Origin of the sequence: Hymenobacter lutimineralis (assembly GCF_008271285.1) — a bacterium.
In the GTDB taxonomy this organism is placed as follows: Bacteria; Bacteroidota; Bacteroidia; order Cytophagales; family Hymenobacteraceae; genus Hymenobacter; species Hymenobacter lutimineralis.
The window spans coordinates 54,351-70,278 of sequence record NZ_VTHL01000018.1 but is presented as its reverse complement, the minus strand read 5'-3'; the positions used below and the strand labels follow the sequence as shown (position 1 = coordinate 70,278).

General features: G+C 62.1%; 25 protein-coding genes. 17 read left to right on the top strand and 8 right to left on the bottom strand.

Annotated elements, in window-relative coordinates:
- Positions 1-3: 3 nt before the first annotated feature.
- From FY528_RS15795 to FY528_RS15755, 9 genes are all read left to right on the top strand, one after another.
- The gene (locus FY528_RS15795) at positions 4-273 is read left to right on the top strand and encodes a hypothetical protein (protein ID WP_149071995.1); all 270 of its coding nucleotides are present in this window, start codon (positions 4-6) and stop codon (positions 271-273) included.
- A gap of 78 nt (positions 274-351) precedes the next feature.
- Entirely contained in the window at positions 352-1,020 is a 669-nt protein-coding gene (locus FY528_RS15790) for a DUF305 domain-containing protein (protein ID WP_129919128.1), read from the top strand.
- Positions 1,021-1,024: 4 nt separating this feature from the next.
- Entirely contained in the window at positions 1,025-1,753 is a 729-nt protein-coding gene (locus FY528_RS15785) for an SDR family NAD(P)-dependent oxidoreductase (protein WP_129919129.1), read from the top strand.
- 52 nt (positions 1,754-1,805) lie between these two features.
- Entirely contained in the window at positions 1,806-3,005 is a 1,200-nt protein-coding gene (locus FY528_RS15780) for a family 1 glycosylhydrolase (protein WP_149071994.1), read from the top strand.
- A 47-nt stretch (positions 3,006-3,052) separates the two neighbouring features.
- A complete protein-coding gene (locus FY528_RS15775; protein WP_129919131.1) occupies positions 3,053-3,751 on the top strand; it encodes a DUF1345 domain-containing protein in 699 nt (232 codons plus the stop codon).
- A 63-nt stretch (positions 3,752-3,814) separates the two neighbouring features.
- Complete coding sequence (locus FY528_RS15770) at positions 3,815-4,750, top strand: bestrophin family protein (protein WP_149071993.1); 936 nt, start codon at positions 3,815-3,817, stop codon at positions 4,748-4,750.
- Between the two features lie 175 nt (positions 4,751-4,925).
- On the top strand, positions 4,926-5,192 hold the full coding sequence (locus tag FY528_RS15765) for a hypothetical protein (RefSeq protein ID WP_149071992.1): 267 nt from the start codon (positions 4,926-4,928) through the stop codon (positions 5,190-5,192).
- A gap of 93 nt (positions 5,193-5,285) precedes the next feature.
- Positions 5,286-5,972, top strand: a complete 687-nt coding sequence (locus tag FY528_RS15760; protein WP_149071991.1) for a DUF305 domain-containing protein — start codon at positions 5,286-5,288, stop codon at positions 5,970-5,972.
- A 486-nt stretch (positions 5,973-6,458) separates the two neighbouring features.
- On the top strand, positions 6,459-6,722 hold the full coding sequence (locus FY528_RS15755) for a hypothetical protein (RefSeq protein WP_149071990.1): 264 nt from the start codon (positions 6,459-6,461) through the stop codon (positions 6,720-6,722).
- A 104-nt stretch (positions 6,723-6,826) separates the two neighbouring features.
- On the opposite strand, the gene FY528_RS15750 is transcribed toward FY528_RS15755, so the two are convergent.
- Positions 6,827-7,273, bottom strand: coding sequence for a hypothetical protein (locus tag FY528_RS15750; RefSeq protein WP_149071989.1), 447 nt, complete (start codon positions 7,271-7,273; stop codon positions 6,827-6,829).
- A gap of 142 nt (positions 7,274-7,415) precedes the next feature.
- Here FY528_RS15750 and FY528_RS15745 point away from each other — a divergent pair, with 142 nt between their 5' ends.
- Positions 7,416-8,369 (top strand): murein L,D-transpeptidase catalytic domain family protein, encoded by a 954-nt coding sequence (locus FY528_RS15745; protein WP_149071988.1) that lies wholly within the window; start codon positions 7,416-7,418, stop codon positions 8,367-8,369.
- Here FY528_RS15745 and FY528_RS21835 read toward each other — a convergent pair.
- A complete protein-coding gene (locus FY528_RS21835) occupies positions 8,264-8,599 on the bottom strand; it encodes a lipid A-modifier LpxR family protein (RefSeq protein WP_187632150.1) in 336 nt (111 codons plus the stop codon). The two genes, FY528_RS15745 and FY528_RS21835, sit on opposite strands and share 106 nt — an antisense overlap.
- 159 nt (positions 8,600-8,758) lie before the next feature.
- On the opposite strand from FY528_RS21835, the gene FY528_RS15735 reads away from it, so the two are divergent.
- The 5 genes from FY528_RS15735 (at position 8,759) to arsB (ending at position 12,087) form a co-directional block, all read left to right on the top strand.
- Positions 8,759-9,109: an ArsR/SmtB family transcription factor gene (locus FY528_RS15735; RefSeq protein WP_149071987.1), complete on the top strand. Its 351-nt coding sequence runs from the start codon at positions 8,759-8,761 to the stop codon at positions 9,107-9,109.
- Positions 9,110-9,149: 40 nt separating this feature from the next.
- Positions 9,150-9,608 (top strand): DUF6428 family protein, encoded by a 459-nt coding sequence (locus FY528_RS15730; RefSeq protein WP_149071986.1) that lies wholly within the window; start codon positions 9,150-9,152, stop codon positions 9,606-9,608.
- Positions 9,609-9,686: 78 nt separating this feature from the next.
- Positions 9,687-10,460, top strand: coding sequence for a metallophosphoesterase family protein (locus FY528_RS15725; RefSeq protein WP_149071985.1), 774 nt, complete (start codon positions 9,687-9,689; stop codon positions 10,458-10,460).
- A 12-nt stretch (positions 10,461-10,472) separates the two neighbouring features.
- Positions 10,473-10,967 (top strand): GNAT family N-acetyltransferase, encoded by a 495-nt coding sequence (locus tag FY528_RS15720; RefSeq protein ID WP_149071984.1) that lies wholly within the window; start codon positions 10,473-10,475, stop codon positions 10,965-10,967.
- A gap of 13 nt (positions 10,968-10,980) precedes the next feature.
- Positions 10,981-12,087, top strand: a complete 1,107-nt coding sequence (arsB, locus tag FY528_RS15715; RefSeq protein ID WP_149071983.1) for an ACR3 family arsenite efflux transporter — start codon at positions 10,981-10,983, stop codon at positions 12,085-12,087.
- 121 nt (positions 12,088-12,208) lie between these two features.
- Here the strand turns inward: arsB and FY528_RS15710 are convergent, their stop codons facing one another.
- The 4 genes from FY528_RS15710 to FY528_RS15695 are packed head-to-tail and all read right to left on the bottom strand — an operon-like array spanning position 12,209 to position 13,723.
- Complete coding sequence (locus FY528_RS15710; protein WP_149071982.1) at positions 12,209-12,421, bottom strand: hypothetical protein; 213 nt, start codon at positions 12,419-12,421, stop codon at positions 12,209-12,211.
- A gap of 38 nt (positions 12,422-12,459) precedes the next feature.
- Positions 12,460-12,708 carry a GDCCVxC domain-containing (seleno)protein gene (locus FY528_RS15705; RefSeq protein ID WP_149071981.1) on the bottom strand — a complete coding sequence of 83 codons (249 nt, stop codon included), beginning with the start codon at positions 12,706-12,708 and terminating at the stop codon, positions 12,460-12,462.
- Positions 12,705-13,352: a mercuric transport protein MerTP gene (gene merTP, locus FY528_RS15700; RefSeq protein WP_149071980.1), complete on the bottom strand. Its 648-nt coding sequence runs from the start codon at positions 13,350-13,352 to the stop codon at positions 12,705-12,707. Before merTP ends, FY528_RS15705 begins: the two co-directional genes overlap by 4 nt.
- Complete coding sequence (locus tag FY528_RS15695) at positions 13,349-13,723, bottom strand: ArsR/SmtB family transcription factor (protein ID WP_149071979.1); 375 nt, start codon at positions 13,721-13,723, stop codon at positions 13,349-13,351. Before FY528_RS15695 ends, merTP begins: the two co-directional genes overlap by 4 nt.
- A 189-nt stretch (positions 13,724-13,912) precedes the next feature.
- On the opposite strand from FY528_RS15695, the gene FY528_RS15690 reads away from it, so the two are divergent.
- Entirely contained in the window at positions 13,913-14,245 is a 333-nt protein-coding gene (locus FY528_RS15690) for a YnfA family protein (protein WP_149071978.1), read from the top strand.
- 16 nt (positions 14,246-14,261) lie between these two features.
- Here the strand turns inward: FY528_RS15690 and FY528_RS15685 are convergent, their stop codons facing one another.
- Positions 14,262-14,645, bottom strand: a complete 384-nt coding sequence (locus FY528_RS15685; protein ID WP_262384024.1) for a MerR family transcriptional regulator — start codon at positions 14,643-14,645, stop codon at positions 14,262-14,264.
- 84 nt (positions 14,646-14,729) lie between these two features.
- On the opposite strand from FY528_RS15685, the gene FY528_RS15680 reads away from it, so the two are divergent.
- The gene (locus FY528_RS15680; RefSeq protein ID WP_149071976.1) at positions 14,730-15,167 is read left to right on the top strand and encodes a hypothetical protein; all 438 of its coding nucleotides are present in this window, start codon (positions 14,730-14,732) and stop codon (positions 15,165-15,167) included.
- Positions 15,168-15,232: 65 nt separating this feature from the next.
- Here FY528_RS15680 and FY528_RS15675 read toward each other — a convergent pair whose 3' ends face one another.
- On the bottom strand, positions 15,233-15,823 hold the full coding sequence (locus FY528_RS15675; protein WP_149071975.1) for a hypothetical protein: 591 nt from the start codon (positions 15,821-15,823) through the stop codon (positions 15,233-15,235).
- Between the last annotated feature and the right edge of the window lie 105 nt (positions 15,824-15,928).

The window sequence follows — 15,928 nt, the reverse complement described above, 5'->3', positions numbered from 1 at the left end:
ACTATGGATTCGCACAAGCTTCTTATCGAACTCACCCTGGTGCCGGCGGGCCGGCATATTGCCTTTTCTAAAGAAATGTTGGAAAAGGTGCACGTGTACCGCCGGGTAGGGACAGCCGGGGACGCCTGGCAGCAAGTGGCCACCAACGCCCGTTCGCCTTTTATCGACACGGAAGCGTTTCCGGCCGGCACCACGCTGGAGTACCACGTGCAGCACTTCAATCAGCAGGATGCCTTTGAGGGGCACAGCAACATCGTGCGCACGACCCTGTAGCCCTGGGGCCCGCATTTTTCACATTTCCGTCACTCCTTGGCTCGGGCCCAGGCGGTGATAAGCTACTTCGCTCGCTGCATGATACCTCGTTTCGTTGTGGGTGTGCTCACGTTGCTGCTGCTGGGCGCGTGCCGGGAGTCGACGCCGGAAACGCCGGTGCACACGGCCGACACGCACCAGCGCCATCCGGCCCCGGCCCAACCCGAACTCAGCTCCGCACCAGCCGTGGCCGCCCGGGCGCAGCAGCGCCTGCGCACGGTGGCCCGCTCAGGCAACATCGACCACGACGTGGCCTCGCTGCTGCTGGAGCATCACCGCGGGGCCCAGCAGCTGGTTGCCGTGGAACAGGCCACGGGACGGGATGCGGACTTGCGGGCGCTGGCCGATTCGCTGCGCCGGGAGTGGCAGCAGGAAAGTCTGGCGCTGGGCCGGCTCGCGAGCCGCACCCACGACAAGGCCTCCGAAGAAAACACCCGCTTCTACCAGGAATTTTCCCGCGACGTACAGGCGGCCTGCGATTCGGCGGCCCGGTACTCCCGCCCGCCGACGGGCAACCCGGACGCCGACTTTGCCGCGGCCCTCTCCGCCCACCTGCGCACCGGCCTGCTGCTGGTGCAGGAGGGCATCGCCCACGGCAGCGACCCGCCCCTGATTGCCCTGGCCCACCGCTTTCACCACGACCAGCTCCGGCACCTGCGGCAGGTGCAGGCCTGGACTTCCGCTCACGCTTCTCCCACCAAGCACTGACCCCATGCGCTTTACCGACAAAATATGCCTCGTCACCGGCGGCGGCTCCGGCATCGGCCGGGCGGCCTGCCTGCAGCTGGCAACTGAAGGCGGCACCGTCGTGGTCCTGGACCGCGACGAAACCACGGCCCAGCAGACCGTGGCCCTGATTGAAAAAGGCGGCGGTCAGGCCCGGGCCATCCGGGTTGATTTGGGCCTGGTGGCCGAGATAGAAGCGGCCATGGGTACCGTAGTAGCCGCCTACGGCCGGGTGGATGTGCTGGTCAACAACGCGGCCATGATGACCTTCAAGCCCCTCACCGAACTGGCGGTAGCGGAGTGGGACCTGGTTATGGCCGTGAATTTGCGGGCCGTTTTCCTGCTCAGCAAACTGTGCCTGCCCCACATGCAGGGCGGGGCCATTGTCAACATCAGTTCGGTGCACGCGCAGGAAACCACGGCCAACGTGATTCCCTACGCGGCCAGCAAAGGCGCCCTGGAGGCCTTCACCCGGGGCATGAGCCAGGAATATCCGGCCGCTCACGTGCGCACCAACTGCGTGGCCCCCGGAGCCGTGGACACGCCCATGCTGTGGAACAACCCGAACGTGAAAAGCGGCAAGGAGAAGATTGAGGGCGAGGTTGGCCACCCCGCAGACATTGCCGGCGCCATCTGCTACCTGGCCTCGGCCGATGCCCATTACATCAACGGTACTACCCTGGTCGTGGACGGTGGCCGGCTCAGCATCCTGTAACCGCCTCCCCGCACGCACTTTTCCATTTCCGTTTAATCTGACCCCCAAGCCCATGAGCGCCTTCATGTTTGCCACCGGCATCGAAAACAGCTACCCCACCATCCGGCTGCCCGACGGGACGATGCAGCGGGTGGACGAGCTGGAGAAAACCGGCCATTACGAGCGCTGGCGCGAAGACTTCGCCCTGGTCAAGGAAATGGGCATTGAGTTTCTGCGCTACGGCCCGCCCTACTACCGGGTGCACACCGGGCCGGGCCTCTACGACTGGGCCTTTACCGACGAGACCTTCGGCGCCCTGCGCGAGCTGGGCATCACGCCCCTGGTGGACTTGCTGCACTTCGGCCTGCCCGACTGGCTGGGCAACTTCCAGAACCCGGAGTTCCCGGAGCACTTCGCTGCCTACGCCGGGGCGTTTGCCGCCCGGTTCCCGGACCTGCAGTTCTACACCCCCATCAACGAAATCTTTGTCACCACCATGTTTTCGGCCCAGTACGGCTGGTGGAACGAGTGCCTGGCCAGCGACCAGGCTTTCGTGACGGCCCTCAAGCACGTGTGCCGGGCGGGTGTGCTGGCCATGCAGGCCATCCTGGCCGTGCAGCCGGGAGCCACCTTCATCCAGAGCGAGTCGGCCGAGTACTTCCACCCCGAAACGCCGGCTGCCCGCCCCCTGGCTAACTTTCTCAATCAGAAGCGCTTCCTGAGCCTGGATTTAACCTACGGCTACCCCGTGAGCGTGGTCATGTACGAATTCCTGCTCAAAAACGGCATGACGGACGCCGAGTACCACTGGTTTGACGACCAGCACATCAAGGCCAAGTGCATCATGGGCACGGACTACTACCGCAACAACGAGCGCATGGTGCGCGAAGACGGCAGTACCTACCCCGCCGGCGACGTGTTCGGCTACTACGTCATCGCCAGGCAGTACTACGACCGCTACCGCATGCCGCTGATGCACACCGAAACCAACCTGTGGGAGCCCGACGCCGTGAACTGGCTGTGGCGGCAGTGGGCCAATGCCTACCGCCTCAAGCAGGACGGCATTCCGCTGGTGGGTTTCACGTGGTATTCGCTGCTCGACCAGGTGGACTGGGACACGGCCCTGCGCGAAAACAACGGGCGCGTCAACCCGCTAGGCCTCTACGACCTCGACCGCAAGCAGCGGCCCGTGGGCCGGGCCTACCAGCGCCTGATTGCCCAGTGGAAAGACGTGCTGGTGGACGAGAGCTACGGCGTGCACATCAACTACTAACTCACTTCTTTCATTGACCGGCACGTTGGCCGGCGGATTCTTTTGTCATGCCTTTTGCCCGGTTTTTTGCCCACCGTCACCTGCAGCACCACTTACTCAACCTCACGGCGCCCCAGCGCCTGCTGCTGGCCGCGGGGGGCGCGGGCACGGGGTGGGCGCTGCTGCCCGGCACCCTGCTGCCGGCCACCCGGCTGGTGGCCACCTGGAACCTGTTCTGTCTGTGCATCCTGGCCCTGCTCTGGGCCGGTACCCGCCGGGCCGATGCCGCCCACATTCGCCGCATGGCCAACCGCCAGGACCCCGGGCGGACGTGGACCTTCGTGGCGGTGCTGGTCGGCAGCGCGGCCTCGCTGCTGGCCGTGGTGATGCTGCTGAGCAACCTGCCCAACCTGAGCCGGCGGGAGGTCGCCTATCACGTGCTGCTTTCGGCCGGAGCCGTAGTAGGGGCCTGGCTGCTGGTGCATTCGGTGTTTGCCCTGCGCTATGCTCACGTGTACTTCAGCGAGGATACCTCCACCGACCCACCCGATAACCTGGGCGGACTGGACTTTCCAGGCGCCCCCCCGTCCTCCTACTGGGACTTCGCCTATTTCGCCTTTGTCGTGGGCTCCACCGCTCAGACGGCCGATGTGGACGTCTCCTCTACCCGCATGCGGCGCCTGGTCATGCTGCACGGGCTGCTGGCCTTTGCCTTCAACACCAGCATCGTGGCGTTGACCATCAACCTGCTGGCTGGCATCCTGTAGTCAGCCCTATCGCCGGCGCTTTGGTTAACCGCCCGCTCCTTTATCCGCTCATATTCGGCTTGCATGTACGTTCAAAAACACATTCACTGGCGCGTTATCTGGGACTACTCCTGGAAAGACCTGTTGATTTTCTTTGTCTATGACTTAAGCCTGGCCGTCCTGCACGGGCCCCTGAAGATGACCTGGCTGGACGTGCCCTGGCAGCTGGTAAGCATCCTGGGCGTGGCCGTGTCGTTCTACGTGGGCTTTAAAAACAGCAGCTCCTACAACCGTTTCAACGAGGCCCGGCAGCTGTGGGGCGGCATTGTCAACCGCAGCCGTAGCTGGGCCATGCTGGTGCTGGCCAACACCCAGCCCGCGCGCAGCACCCTGACGCCTGAACAGGTTAGCGCCCAGCACCGGCTGGTGAAACGACAGATTGCCTGGGTAAATGCCCTGCGCCTGCACCTGCGCCGCCAGCCCCAGCGCTGGGACGAGGACGTCGCCCCCTTCCTGGACCCGGCCGAATCCGCCTACCTGCGCGCGACGGCCAACCCACCGGCCCAGTTGCTGCTGCTGCAAACCCAGGCCCTGCGCGACGCGGAAGGGCTTTTCGACCCGCTGCAGCACCGCACACTGGTGGAAGACCTGCGGGAGATGACCAACCTGCAGGGCGGCTGCGAGCGGATTAAGAACACGCCCTTTCCGCGTCAGTATGCCTTTTCCAGCATCGTCTTCGTCTGGCTCTTCGTGGCCCTGCTGCCGCTGGGCGTCCAGGGCGAGTTCGAGAAGCTCGGCCACGGCCACTACTGGCTCACGGTACCCTTTTCCATGCTGGTGTCCTGGGTGTTCGTGACCATCGAGCTGGTGGGCCACATCAGCGAGAACCCGTTTGAGAACAAGATGAACGACGTGCCCATGACGGCGCTCTGCCGCACCATCGAAATCGACTTGCGCCAGATGCTGGGCGAAACGAACCTGCCCGCACCCATGCAGCCCCACAACGGTGTGCTATACTAAGGCTGGGGGAGCCGGCGGCGGGGATAAATAAAGGTGTTGGCCTAAAGCATGACATCAAACCGTTTTAAACCCCGGGCCATGACGTTCCCTTGGGTACATGGTCCCGCCTTCCTCAACGCTACTTCCGCTACTGCGTAAGCGCATTTACATTTTCCTCCACTTAATCCTTACCCTCATGGCTGACCATCCCGAAGAGCACCAGAAAATCATTGAAGCCCACGAAAAGGCCGCTCACTACTTTGAGCACGCCCTGCAAAATCACCGTGCCGCCGCCGAGCACCTCAAAAAAGGCGACCACGAGAAGGCCGCCCACCACGGCTATACCGCCTACGGCTTTGCCTCCCATGCGCAGAAGCATGCCGAAGAGGCCGCTTTGCACCACTCGCATGAGCACGGCCACAACGAGCCGCTGCATGCCCATGAACAGGGCAGCCAGCAATAACGGAGCGCGAAACCGCCCGCCTCAGAAAAGAGGCGGGCGGTTTTAGTTTTTAGCCATTGCTATCGACGTCTCAACCACTAGGAATTTTTGTTTATGGCGCGTCTCTGCCCCGCTTCGCTTCCATTCGTTTGCTTACTTTCCGCGCTGGTGCTGAGCGGCTGCGACCCAAAACCGACCCCGCAGGCCACAAAACCCACGCCTCTGCCGCCCCCGCCGCATGGGGACGCCCGCGAGCCGGTAACCCACTCCGACCCACCCGGAGAGCCAGCCACCGTGCGTGGCATCGTGGCGGCACTGCGCGACGAGGTACTCAACAACAACTCGGTTGAAAACCCCGACCACGTCTTCATCCATCTGCTAGAAGTGTACCACCACAGTGGCTTGGACCTGGCGCAGGCGCAACTGCGGCGCGGCAAAGAGGCGGCACTGCGCCTGGCAGCTGATACGTTGCGTCACCGCAGCCAGCGTAATTTAAAACAGCTCGAAGCCCTGCACTTAAATCAGCACAGCCCGGGGGCCGACTTCCGCGCGACTTCTCCGGCCCAGGTGCGGGCCTTGCAGCAGGCTTTGCAACGGGTCCGGCGCATACTGGCTACCCCGGTGAAAGCGGGCAATCCAGACCAGGAGTTTGCAGCCCTTACGGCCTTGTATTACCAAAGTGGGCTGCTCCTGGCCCGGACCGAGTTGCGCTACGGCCGGGAAGCCAGGCAAAAAGCCCTGGCCAAGCAATGGTCGCAGGCGCAGCAGCGCGAGTTGCGGGCGCTAAATGCCTGGAAATAGATGAGAGCTCAACAGTAAAAGAGAACGGGTCGTAGCAATACGCGGCGCGGTATTACGCAGAGAAATTTAAGATAGGCCAGCGAGCGACTTTCCACAGCGGGGCATGCAACGCAAATAGGTAGTCTCGTGTTAAGGCCGCATGTGTGAACACCATAAGCCTGCTCTGAAACTCCAACGCCTGGGCATCTACCTGGTGGTGGGTGTTTTGGTTTTATTAAGCCAGCTGTACGGCCAGTAAGACGGTCAGGAATCGGTTCGGCAACGCATCTTTCATTACCCATTGCTGTGACCGTACGCTTACCTTTACTTCACTGTTTCTGATGCGCTTAGTGGGCATGCCGATGCTCACAACACCCCTTGCGGCCGCAACGTAACGTGCGTGTGCTGCGCCGCTCTTAGCCCTACCGGCCGATACGTTACTCGTCCTGACCCGCCGCCCTTCGCTACCGCGCCGCTCACTGGGCCGCGCCGCCAGCCGGTCAGCGGGTGCTGGTTCGCGCGGGACTGTTCACTGCCGGGGTGTTGACTTCGCGCCGCGTAGCGGTGGTCAACTCGGACAAAGAAGTGCGCGAAGAGTTGGGCGAGCACGTGGTGCCAGTTCGCCCTACCATTGACGACGAGCTACGCCACGTGCCAGTGGCCCTGGACCTTGGTTTAGTTGGGGCGAAAGGCCAGCACAGCACCGTCAATCAGGCCTTGCTGTTTGCCCTTATCTATACCATCAGCAATACGCTGACCAGTAATGCATAAAACCTGACACACGTGAAATGTTGGTCAAGGTCCTGCCCTACTACCAGGCTGGTGCAGCCAGCTTGACCGTTGTACTCGTATTACGCTGACTAGCCGGGTAGGGGCTAGCGGCGCGTTAGAACAATAAACTTCTGGCCCGGCAGCAACCCCATAAAGCGGGCCGTCACGGCTTGCCGGGGCGCATCACCCCGGCTCACCTTCAAGGCGGGCCACAATCCGAACCAACTGTTGCTCCATACCATCTCGGTCTGGGTAACCGACGCCAGCGCTTGGGCGTGCGCCTTTATCTGGGCATAGGCCGACGGCGTCAGCCGGGCCGTAACCTGGTAGAGGCTAAAGGACGGCTTTTCGAAGGTGGCGGTCAACTGAAAGCCGGCTCCCTTCAGAATGAGAAACTTGCGCCCCAGCCGGTCAGGCTCTTGGCGGGTAGCGTGCACAAAGGGCTTAAGGCGACTGGCCACCACCACCTCCGGCATGTCCTTGGCCAACAGCAGTTCTACCAGCAAGTCAAAAAGCTGGACGGGTGATTTCTCGATGGGGGATTTGCTCATGGGAAGGGTGTGGGGAGGCGGCGTGCGCAAGCTACGTACTTGCTCGTTTCCGGAAACCCGCAACTGGGCCGGGCACGGCCGCACAGTGGTGCGCTTTTTGAATTAGGGCACTGGGATATACTTCCCGGTTAACCCGACTGCTATGGAAAAGCTTAGCGTTGTTCATCGCCTGCGGCGGCGCGACGGACCCCGGCCCGCTGCCCGCTGGGCTCTGCCCTTCCTGTTGGCGTTGTTTCTGGCTACGCCGCTGGCTGGCCCCGTCCTGACGTCCGTGGCGCGACCGGAGCATCCGCTACCCCGGCCACGGCCGGCACCTACCCTGATTCTGACTTCCGGGCATGTGGCTGGGTTTGACGCGCAGTTGCGGGCGCGCTACGCCAGCCTGGGGGCTGAGCAGCAGGGCCTGCGCTTCGCCGTGTTTGAGCAGGCGTTGACCGGCTTTCTGAACCTGCGTCAGCAGGGCAAGGTACCCGCCCGGCAGCAGCGCCTAGCCGTGATTGATTTTGACTTGCCCTCCACTGAGAAGCGCCTGTGGGTGCTGGACCTAGTCGCCAATCAGGTGCTGTACCGCTCGCTGGTGGCGCACGGCACCAACTCCGGCCAGCTCGAAGCTACCCGGTTTTCCAACCTTAACGGGAGCAATGCCAGCAGCCTGGGCTTCTACGTAACCGGCCAGGAGTACGTCGGTAAGCACGGCCGTTCCCTGCGCCTGAACGGCCTGGACCCGGGTTTTAACGACCAGGCCGCGGCCCGTGCCATCGTGGTGCACGGTGCCGACTACGTTAGCGAGGCCTTTATCAGGCAAAATGGCCGCCTCGGCCGCAGCCAGGGCTGCCCGGCCCTTCCTCTGGAATTGTATGAGCCGATTATCGATACGCTCAAGGGCGGGGCGGGCCTGTTCGTGCACAAGTCCGGGGCGGGCTACTCCTCTGTCTATCTCAACGAGCAGCAGGCCAGTGCGGTGCTGCCCGGGGTTGCCCACGTTTGGAATCAGAAGGCCACCAGTATTCCAAGTGTGTTCCAGCGGTGGGTGCGCGACCCGGTAAACTCGGGCGAAATCCACGTCGGTAAAGCTTCCAGCCGCAGGCCGGCGTAGCCTAGCCCCACGGTCCCAGTACTGGTGACCACAATAGTTCGGCGGATGGCGGAGGCGGGCAGCACGTAGGGATTGCGATGGTTTAGCAAGCCGCCTTGCAGCGTGGCATTGTAGCCCACCAGGCGGCCCTCGGCCTGCACCTCGCCGTAAGCCTGCAGCCTGGGCTGCCCCGCGCGACCAGCTTTACTGTTTACCCCCAGCGAGCCAAAGGTGGCCGTCCGCTGGCCCAAGCGCAGCGTGGCGCCGGCGCCTGCATCCGGCTAAGGCTGATTAGTGCACCTCCTCATATGATAGGGGAGGAGAAAGAAGCTACTGCAAAAAAACATTGCCTGTCGTAAACAGGCGTCATAGTATGTCGTATATTTGCGACATACTTCATAGCCTTCCCGTTGACCTACGCCAAAACCACCGCCTTCACCCAGGAGCAACAGCAGCTGGCCCGCGTGGCCAAAGCCCTGGCGCACCCGGCTCGGGTGGCCATCATCCAGTTCCTGGCATCCAAGCAGACCTGTATCTCCGGCGACATCGCCGCCGAGTTGCCGCTCTCGCGCACCACCGTTTCGCAGCACCTGCAGGAGCTCAAGGCGCTGGACCTGATTCGCGGTGAAATCGACGGCCTCACGGTCTGCTACTGCCTTAATACCGAGCTTTTGCAACGGGTGCACCAGCAATTTACGGCCTTCTTTCTGGAAGCAACCACTGGGTCAGCCTGCGGCCCGGACGATGCCTGCGCCTGCTAAGCCCATCCAACATTTACCACCTCATTTACCCAAGCAAGCCATGAAAATCTCTGAAATCAAGCAGGCCCTGGCCGAAGTAGAAGCCGTCAATTTCCGCCTGCCCACCGGCGAGTACCTGCCCGCGCACTTCCACGTGACCGAAGTGGGCCTGGTGAGCAAACACTTCATCGACTGCGGCGGCGTCGAGCGCCGGGAAACCGTGGCCAACTTCCAGCTTTGGGAAGCCGGCGACTATGACCACCGCCTGGCCCCGCAGAAATTCCTGCACATCCTGGACCTGTCGCAGCGCATTCTGGGCAGCGAAGACTTGGAGATTGAAGTGGAGTACCAGCAGGCCACCATCGGCAAGTTCGGGCTGACGCGCGACGGCAACGACTTCGTGCTGACCCAAAAGCAGACCGCCTGCCTTGCCCAGCATGCCTGCGGCATTCCAGACGCCGCCTTCGCCCTGCCCCAGCTGCAGGTAGCGGGCTGCGCTCCCGGCGGCGGGTGCTGCTAAGCACCCAGCACGGCGCTGCTCTCCTGGGTGGCGCCGTTTTGCTGATTTCACCTTTCACTTCCTGACCTTCCCATTCCGATGACGATTGCCTTTTTCTCCGACGTACACGGCAACCTGCCGGCGCTGGAAGCGGTGCTGGCCGATATGGAGCAGCGCCGGCCCGACATGATTTTCTGCCTGGGTGATTTGGTGGGCTACGCGCCCTGGCCCAACGAAGTCGTGAACGAGGTGCGGCGGCGGGGCATCCCGACGCTGGCCGGCAACTACGACCAAGGCATCGGGCTGGCCAGCGAGAATTGCGGCTGCGCCTATAAAACCGACACCGAAAAAGACCTGGGCGCGCAAAGCATTGCCTTTACCAACCAGGTGGTGAGGAAAGACGAGCGGCGCTACTTGCGCTACCTGCCCAAGCACATGCGCCTGGACTTTCAGGAAGAGCCCTGCACGCTGAGCCTGCTGATGGTGCACGGCTCGCCGCGAAAAATCAACGAGTACCTGTTCGAGGACCGGCCGGAGGCAAGCTTTTTACGCATCCTGCAGGAAGCGCAAGCCGATATTATGCTGTTTGGCCATACCCACAAGCCGTATCACCGCACGTTTGCCTACGAGCATGAGGGCGAGACCCGCTACCGGCACGCGCTCAACATCGGCTCGGTGGGCAAGCCGAAAGACGGCGACCCGCGGGCGGCCTACCAGCTGCTGCACCTCGACGAGAACACGAAGCTCACCGACCCGGCCAGCGTGCGCTCAGAGTTGGTGCGGGTGGCCTACGACGTGGAGAAAGCCGCGCAGGCGGTGGAGGCTTCGCCGCTGCCAAATGAGTACGCCGACATGCTGCGCAAGGCTTACTAAACGGAAATAGACATGACCCTTCAACCACTTCTGGAAGCCCACTGGCCGGCGGTTAAGACCATTTACGAAGCAGGCATGGCCACGGGCAATGCCACGTTTGAAACGCAGGCGCCCGCTTGGGAGGCTTGGGATAAGGCCCACCTGGGCCACAGCCGGCTGGTGGCGGTGGACGAGGCCCGCACGGTGCTGGGCTGGGCGGCGCTCTCGCCGGTGTCCAGCCGCTGCGTGTACGGCGGGGTGGCCGAAATCAGCATCTACATCGCGGCCTTAGCGCGGGGCCAGGGCGTGGGCCGGCAACTGCTGCAGGCCCTGATTGCCGACTCGGAAGCCCACGGCATCTGGACGCTGCAGGCCGGCACGTTTGAGGAAAACAAAGCCAGCATCGGCCTACACACGCAGGCGGGGTTCCGGGTGATTGGGCACCGCGAACGAATCGGCCAGCACCACGGCGTGTGGCGCAACACGGTGCAGATGGAACGGCGCAGCCCGACCGTCGGGGTCGCTTAACTCAACTATTTCGATGACGACGTTGAATCAATCCCTGCCCGCCGCGCCGGCGCCGGCCGCACTGGCGGAAAAGAAACTCTCCGGCCTGGACCGGGGGCTCACGCTCTGGATATTCCTGGCCATGGCGCTGGGCGTGGCCCTGGGTTATCTGGTGCCGGGCATCAACGGGGCCATCAACTACTTTTCGGTTGGCACGGTGAACGTGCCGCTGGCCCTGGGCCTCATCCTGATGATGTACCCGCCGCTGGCGAAGGTAAAGTACGAGCAACTGCCCACGGTGTTTAAGAACACGCGCATCATCGGGCTGTCCTTGTTTCTGAACTGGATACTGGGTCCCCTGCTCATGTTCTTTCTGGCCATCTGGCTGCTGCCCGATAAGCCGGAGTACATGATGGGCCTGATTCTCATCGGCCTTGCCCGCTGCATTGCCATGGTGCTGGTGTGGAACGACCTGGCCGACGGCTCCCGCGAGTACGCGGCTGGGCTGGTGGCGCTGAATTCCATCTTTCAGGTGCTGTTTTACTCGGTGCTGGCCTGGCTGTTCATCACGGTGCTGCCGCCGTATTTTGGGTTGAGAGGGTACGCGGTAAACATTGGCATTGGGGACATTGCGCAGAGCGTGCTGGTCTACCTAGGCATTCCGTTTGCGGCGGGCTTTCTCTCGCGCCTGGTGCTGCGGCGCCTGAAAGGCAACGAATGGTATGAAACGGTCTTTATCCCGGCCATCAGCCCGATTACGCTGGTGGCGCTGCTGCTCACCATCGTGGTGATGTTCAGTTTGAAGGGGGAAGCCATTGTGCACGTGCCGCTGGACGTGCTGCGCATTGCCCTGCCGCTGGCCCTGTACTTCGGCATCATGTTCGTGCTCAGCTTCGCAGCCGGCAAGTACCTGGGAGCCGACTACGCCGAGAATGCCAGCATTGCTTTTACGGCGACGGGCAACAACTTCGAGCTGGCCATTGCGGTGGCCATCGGGGTGTTTGGGCTCAACTCGGGCCAGGCGTTTGCGGGCGTGATTGGGCCGCTCATTGAGGTGCCGGCGCTGATTGCGCTGGTGAACGTGGCCTTCTGGTTCCGCCGCCGCTGGTACAAGGGCAAAACGGTGGCGACGGCCGCGTAATTGCTGCGTGGCGGGCCAGCAACTTTTCACGAATTATGGTAAATGAAAAAGCGCCTGACTACGGGAGTCCGGCGCTTTTTCGGACTTTAAGCGGCCGCTTGTGCGCCGCTAGAAAGCATGCTTACTTTTTGGCTGCTTCCGGGACTGCCGTCGTTACGATGGCAGCCGCAGTGGGCTTCCTGGCGCAGCAGCTGGCGCCGGGCTTCTCGTCTTTGGAGCACTGCATGGTGGTTTCCTTGGGTGCTTTTTTGTTCTTTTTGCCGGGTTTGCCGTCGTTGGCGGAAACGCTGCCAATAGTGGCCAGCAGGGTCAGGGCAAGCAGGAGGTTTTTCATGAAACAAGAAAGGTAAAAGGGTGAATAAGGGAAGGTAGCTAGCAGCAGCCACAAGCGCCTTTGCCCTGCTCCTGAATGGGTGGGCAAGGGACCGTGCCGTAGGAGCAGAACACGCAGCAGTCGCCGGCCAGGGGCTTGAGCACGGTGTGGCAGCTGGTGCACTCGTAAAACCACTGACAGGCATCGGTGGGCATCCGTTCGGCTTGCGCGTGCTGGCAGACCGGGCAGGTGAGCACCGAGGTCAGCGTAACCGGTGGCTTGGGGGTATCAGGCGTCAGGGGAATCATAGCCGGGCCGATTTACGGAATGGGGTAGGGTTCAGCACTGGGTAGCCGGTGCCGTTAATGGCCTGCTCCACCTGGGCCGCGGGCGTCACGGCAGCATTGAAGCGAACCAGAGCCGTGCCTTTATCATAGGACACCTGCACGCTTTGCACGCCCGGCAGCTGTTGCACGTCGTGCTCGACGTGGCGGGCGCAGGCCTCGCAGGTCATGCCCCCGATGCGGTAGGAGCTCGTCTGCCACACCGGGGCGGCTCGGGTGGCCGCCACCGGCTTGGGCACCGCCGACGGGTACAACCGGGCCCCGTAGTAGGGAAAGGCCAGCAGCAGCCCGGCCAGGGCCGTGGTGGTGGCTAAAAAGCCGCGCGACTGCATCAGCGAAGGCTGGGCCGGCACGGGGCAGCCGCAATCATCGGCCGCCGCGGCCACCCGAGGCCGAAGCTGCTGATACCAGGCAAAGCCCAGCACCCCCACGGTCAGGGCCACCAAATAGGGACGCAGGGGCTCCAGCCAGGCAAACGCGGTGGCCACGCCGCTCAGGCCGCCCACAATGGCCAGCAAGGGCGTGATGCAGCACAGGGAGGCCGCCAAGGCAGCCAGCAGGCCTGCTCCGGCGAGGGGCTTGGTGGGGGAGGAAGGTGTGGCTTTCATTGGGCGGGGATGGGCTCAGCAGCTGTGGACGCGGGCAGCAGCGACTGCACCAAGGGCCGCTGGGCGGGGGTTAGCGAGTAAAACACGGTTTGACCCACTTTGCGGGCCTGAATCATGCCCCCGTCCTTGAGCTTGCGCAAGTGCTGAGAAATGGCCGACACGTTCATCTGGAGCACGTCGGCCAAGTCGCACACGCACAGCTGCTGCTCCTGGGCCAGCAGAAACAGCATCTTCAGGCGCACTTCGTTACCAGCTAGGCTCAGCACCGCGGCGAGCGCGGCCAGGGCCGGCGCTACGGCCGTCAGGCGCTGTTGGCACGCTTTAATATGGGCAGTGTCAGCAAAGACCCGGATGCAGGAGGAAGCAGTCATGAGAGGAATTTTAGCGAAGGTAGTGCTTTCGTATTTAAGCAAACGCTAAAACACAAGTTAGTGGCTTTGCTTTGCTGGTATAAATACCCCGGAACCGATGAACCAGCCAGATATGCAAAAGCCAGCCTCCTGTTAAGGAACTGGCTTTTTTGTTGAACTTGCATCCCTATTTTCTCCATCCTATTCACCATGGTTGCCATTTTTAAAGCCCTCGGGCTATTTGCGCTCGCCGGCCTGTTTGAGATTGGCGGGGGCTACTTGGTGTGGCAGTGGCTGCGCTCGGGCAAGCCCCTATGGTGGGGCATCGTGGGTTCCATCCTGCTGGTCCTCTACGGCATCGTGGCCACTTGGCAAGTCACTTCGTTCGGCAAAACCTACGCCGTGTACGGAGCTATTTTCATCGTCATGTCCATTGCTTGGGCCTGGTACTTCGACGGCTTCAAGCCCGACCGCCTGGACTTGATTGGTGGGCTGGTCGTCATGGCCGGCGTCAGTATCATTCTGTTCTGGCCCCGTAAGTAGCCGCTAATGGGCTGGGCTATAGCTGCTGCAGGGTGCTTTGAATGGCGCAGTCGTCGGGACAGTTGGAAATGGAAGCTTCCAGGCGCAGGCGCACGGCCTGCAGTTGCGCAATCTTCTCGTCGATGACCCCGATTTTCTGCTGAACCTGCTCCTTGCCTTCGGGGCAGTTGAACAGGTCGGCATCCCACCAGTCAATCAGCTGCTGAATCTCGCGCAGGGTGAAGCCAAACCCTTTCAGGCTTTTGACGGCCAATAGCCGCCGCAGCATTGCCTCGGAGTAGTCTTTGTAGTTATTGGGCTGGCGCTCCTTCCGGCCCACGGAGATGAGGCCCTCACGCTCGTAGTAGCGAATGGTGTCCCGAGACAGGCCGGCACGCTGGGATAATACGCTGATGAGCATGGCAGTCAAAAAGTTAGAAGATAATGCTTGACCCTGGAGCATACTCCAGGGTTTAAGTTTACACCATCATTTTCATTTCTACCTATGAACCGCCTGTGCGTATTCCTCGCCGCCAGCCTGACCATGTGCCTGGGCGGCAGTTGCTCTTCTGCCTCCAATCACCAACCAGTTCCGCCCATGAACCCGGCCCCGACCTCCGCTAGCGCATCGTCCTTACCCGGTCAGCCGGAATTGGTTTGCAAGCTGACCACTCCGGAACTGCGGGCCCGGCAGCAGACGGTGCTCGCCAGCCTTAAGCGCCAGGTGCTGCACAGAAAGGAACTGGCCGATGGCTTTGCCTACGAATTTTCCGGCACCGATGCCATGCTCACCGAGTTGATGACCTTCATTCAAACCGAGCGGCAATGCTGCGGCTTTTTCCGCTTTGAGCTGGCCGTTCAGGACGAAACCCGTACCGCGTGGCTGAACATCAAGGGGCCCGAGGGTGTCAAAGACGTTATTCACAACGAACTGGCGCTATAAGCCCGGGGGACACGGCGCGCCGCCGCGGTTCCGGGTGGCGACGGCGCTCTGAACGGGCCTGAACGCTAATGGGCATCGGCCACGGCCTGGCTACGCTGCAACAGCCAGTTGAGCTTCGTTGTGCCGTGGAACTTGTCCCAGGCCGCCAGGTCGCTGCCCGGCGGAAAATGCGCGTCCAGCAGTTCGTGCAGGCGGTAATTGGTGGGAAAGGCCCGTTTCAGGTGCAGCAAGGTCAGGGGTTGTAGGGGCGCGGCCGCCGTGGTGCTGAAGTACAACCGCACAAAGCCGGGGTTCTTGCCCATAGGAGCCTGCTCTACTTTGTAAAGCAGCACCGCTTCGGTGGGGTTGAGCACAGGAAACGGCTGATTACGAACCAATCGATAGGTGCGGCCGTCGGCGTCGCGGTACCCATACACGGCCGCTTTCTGCACCGTGTCTTTGCGCCCCCCGTGAACGACGGTGAGGTAGGGGCGAAAGGGCCACTCGTGCAGGCGCACGCGAAAGGAAGCAGTCGTGGCAGGTGTTTCCAGAGTCAAGCGGTTTTGACGGAAGTCCTCGGCGGAGCGGTACAACCCGGCGCTGGTGGGGGCAGGCTGCGCCGAACTGTTAGACGGCCAGCCCAGCATGCCGAGCAAGCACAACAATGGATAGTTCATGGTAACGGGCTTGTTGAAGTGAGATACTGTGATGAAAAGCAAATAGTGGGGCAAGTTTTTTTTACCTTTGGGCTCTTTCAAGGAGGGCCTTCGGGTTCATCCTGC